The sequence below is a fragment of the Holdemanella sp. genome (assembly GCF_056804935.1).
This window is the reverse complement of the sequence record NZ_DBMEXE010000242.1, coordinates 1-2,334: the sequence shown is the minus strand read 5'-3', so window position 1 is coordinate 2,334 and position 2,334 is coordinate 1. Positions and strand designations below refer to the sequence as shown.

The 2,334-nt window shown below is 35.5% G+C and carries 1 protein-coding gene and 2 pseudogenes; 1 reads left to right on the top strand and 2 read right to left on the bottom strand.

The genetic code is table 11. The annotated features are described in order from the left end of the window. Positions 1-13 precede the first annotated feature (13 nt). Positions 14-1,315, top strand: a pseudogene (locus ACZQCL_RS08840) (sodium-dependent transporter). Here ACZQCL_RS08840 and yfcE read toward each other — a convergent pair. Both yfcE and ACZQCL_RS08830 read right to left on the bottom strand, forming a co-directional pair. Next, positions 1,275-1,820: a phosphodiesterase gene (gene yfcE, locus ACZQCL_RS08835; protein ID WP_333672694.1), complete on the bottom strand. Its 546-nt coding sequence runs from the start codon at positions 1,818-1,820 to the stop codon at positions 1,275-1,277. The pseudogene ACZQCL_RS08840 and the gene yfcE overlap by 41 nt on opposite strands. Positions 1,821-1,872: 52 nt before the next feature. After that, positions 1,873-2,334 (bottom strand): annotated as a pseudogene (locus tag ACZQCL_RS08830) (diphosphate--fructose-6-phosphate 1-phosphotransferase); the annotation flags it as partial.

Sequence of the window (2,334 nt, the reverse complement as noted above, 5' to 3'; positions counted from 1 at the left end):
CGAGGTACTACAAATGAATAAAAACGGAAATTTTAAAAGTACGGTAGGATTTGTGCTTGCCTGTGTAGGTTCTGCCGTGGGAATGGGAAACATATGGATGTTTCCATATCGTTTAGGACAATATGGAGGAGCTGCCTTTCTGATTCCATATTTAATTTTTATCGCCTTATTTGGTTTTGTTGGTTTATCGGCTGAATTTGCGCTAGGAAGAATGGCAAAAACCGGAACGTTAGGTGCTTATACATATTGTTGGAAGAATAAATTTGGTAAATATATTGGATGGCTTCCATTACTTGGATCTCTTGGAATTGCGATTGGATACAGTGTCATTTTAGGATGGGTATTTCGCAGCATTCAAGGTGTAGTCACAAACGAACTACTCACGAATAGTATTCCAGCTTTCTTTACGAATATGACACAATCCTTTTCAAATGTACCATGTCACTTTTTAGTCTTGTTTATTACTTGTTTATTGTTATTCACAAGTGCTACAAATGCCATTGAAAAAGTCAACAAAGTATTGATGCCAGCCTTCTTTATTTTATTTATATTCCTTGCCATTCGTGTCAGCTTATTTGACGGTGCTATCGAAGGTTATAAATTTTTGTTTGTTCCTAAATGGGAATGTTTACTCAACAAAGAAACATGGATCATGGCCATGGGACAAGCTTTTTTCTCCTTATCCATTACTGGTTCTGGAATGATTGTATATGGAGCATATTTAAAGGATGATGTGGATATTCCAAAGGCAAGTGTGCAGACGGCTGTATTTGATACAATTGCTGCTATGCTAGCGGCACTTGCCATTATGCCTGCCGTATTTTCTTTTGGCATCGATCCCGTTAGTGGTCCTAGTTTAATGTTTTTAACCCTTCCTGAAGTATTTAAATAAATGCCACTCGGCAATCTCTTTGCCCTATTCTTCTTTATTTCAGTAGCTTTCGCCGGAATCACAAGTTTAATCAACATGCTTGAAGCTGTGTGTGAGTCTTGGCAAAATCGCTTTCACATTTCTAGAAAAAAAGCGGTTTTACTTTGTGGCATTATCACATTCGCCATATCTGTATGTATTGAAAATGGAGATATTGTAGGTAAATGGATGGATGTTGTCACAATCTATATTATTCCTTTTGCAGCACTACTTGGAGCCATAACTATTTACTATGTTTTAGGATGGAATGCTTTAAAACAAGAATTAGAAAAAGGAAGAAAAAAGCCGGTTGGACCGACTTTTAAATTCTTAGGTAAATATGTTTATGTATTTCTTGCCATCATTATTTTGATTTTGGGAATTCTTTATAACGGTATTGGCTAAGCGTTTCTAAATCTTTCCAAGTAAATACACAGTCCTCTAGTATCATATAGCTATGAGGGCTGTTTTCTTTTGGAATTGAAACAGAGCCTGGATTCATATAAATAATACCATCTCGATCTTCAATTGCAGGAACATGGGTATGTCCACATAGTAATAAAGATCCAGGCTTTAGCTTAACAGGTTCTAAATGTCCATGTGTACAATAGATAAAAAGCCCGTTTATATCCAACACAGAATAATCTGCTAAACATGGAAAATTCAATACCATTTGATCGACTTCACAATCACAATTTCCACGAACACATAAAATCGAGTCTGATATGGAATTCAACATCTCAATCACTTTTTTAGGTGCATACTCTTTTGGTAAATCATTTCTAGGTCCATGATATAAAATATCCCCCAATAAGATCAATCGATCTGGTTTTTCGTATTTGTAAGCATCCATTAGTTTTTGACAATAATAACTTGAACCATGGATGTCACTTGCGATCATATACTTCATTAAATTTCACTCCCCTTTAAGAAAAAAGAATGCCGAAGCATTCTTTTATTTATTATTCACCTTTTTCTAAAGCTAATGTACGAGTTGTTAAATCACATACTTCAGTTGGTCCATAATATTGGATTGCTCCTGGATAAGTATATGCAGTTTCAACAGCCCATGTATCACGGTTTGCTTCGAAGAATTTGAATGGTTTTCCATCTAATTCAACCAATGCTTTTTTGATAACTGGTTTATCTTCACCGTTACGACGTTCAATATTCATCATCTTAGTGATTGGCATACCACCAGCAACCCATTCTTCAGCTGGTTTAGATAAGTTAGATACTTTTGATAAATATCCATTATATCCGTATTGGATCAACATGAATGCGTTGTATCCTAATGAGTAGCAATAGTCAGCATCAAAGTTTGATGGGAATGCACAACGTCCTTCGTATCCGAAGAAGTGGTGTAATGCATTGAATTTACCTGTAAATCCTCTTTCAGTTAATTTATCTTTAACTAAGGCTGA

Coding starts and splice junctions, on each gene's coding strand:
- yfcE (WP_333672694.1), bottom strand. CDS start 1,820: ATGAAGTATATGATCGCAAGTGACATCCATGGTTCAAGTTATTATTGT.